1 protein-coding gene is annotated in these 1,134 nt (G+C 62.8%); it reads left to right on the top strand.

What is annotated here, in order from left to right; translation table 11 throughout:
• On the top strand, positions 1-1,065 hold a 1,065-nt coding region (locus YH3_RS34645), incomplete at its 5' end, for an HNH endonuclease signature motif containing protein (protein ID WP_064445173.1).
• Positions 1,066-1,134 lie beyond the last annotated feature (69 nt).

Below are 1,134 nucleotides of genomic sequence, written 5' to 3'. Positions count from 1 at the left end.
TTTCCCGAGATCGAAGACCAATTCGATGCCGGTGACCTCACTTTCGAGCACGCAGCATTGATCGTGGCGTTCTGCGAATCCCCACCCAAGGCAATGCCCGACGCCGCACTACCGTACTGCCGCGACACACTCCTCGCCGCAGCATCCGGAACCGAAGCAACCACCGTCAAACTGCGCTACGCCATCAGCGTCCTCGAGCACATGTTCGAATCCGACGACCCACCACCAAGCGAAGACACCGACCGCAACGAACTGCGCATCTCCCCCACCCTCAACGGAAGAGTCGCCGTCCGAGGCGATTTCGACGGAGTGACCGGCGAAATGCTTCTCTCCGCCCTCTCCAACCTCTCCATGCCCACCCCCGCCGAAGACGGCACACCCGACAAACGACCCGCCGCCACACGCAACGCAGACGCCATGGCAGAACTCATCCGACGCTACCTCGACAACGCTGCCACCGGCATCGACGGCGGCCAACGCCCACACCTGAACGTGCACATCAACGCCAAAGACCTGGCCTACCACCGTGAATGCGCCACAACGAGTGATGGCTCAACACCTGTCCCCTCCGAGGACGACGATCCCGGCATGCTCGATCTCGACTTTCACGATCTCGACAAACAAGATCTCGATGTCGGCCACATGCCCTGGATGGGACCACTGAGCGTCGGCCGCACCCGCATGATCGCCTGTGACTGCATGCTCTCCAGCGTCCTCCTCGACGGAAACGGTGCCCCACTCGACGTCACCCCACTCAAAAGGCTTGTCACCGCAGCACAACGCACCGCCCTGATCGCCCGCGACAAAGGCTGCGCCTTCCCCGGCTGCGACTGCGTCCCCGCCTGGACCGACGCCCACCACATCAAACACTGGGCCAAAGGAGGACCAACCGTCATGGACAACCTGGTCCTACTCTGCCGAACCCACCACACCCTGATGCACCGAAAACCCGGATTCACCGGACAATGGGAAATCCGAATGGGCACCGATCACCTGCCCTGGTTCATCCCACCACCGGGCATCGACCCCGACCGGAAACCCCGCCGCTCCACCACACGACTCTGAACCCGGAGGTCACCGAGCAAACGCCTCGGTGACCCATTCCGGCGTGCTTCGATAGCCGGAAAGGGCGGC

The sequence above is a fragment of the Rhodococcus sp. YH3-3 genome (genome assembly GCF_001653035.1).
GTDB classification, from domain to species: domain Bacteria; phylum Actinomycetota; class Actinomycetes; order Mycobacteriales; family Mycobacteriaceae; genus Rhodococcus_F; species Rhodococcus_F qingshengii.
The sequence above is the reverse complement of the archived record's forward strand: the minus strand, read 5'-3'. Positions and strand labels throughout refer to the sequence as shown.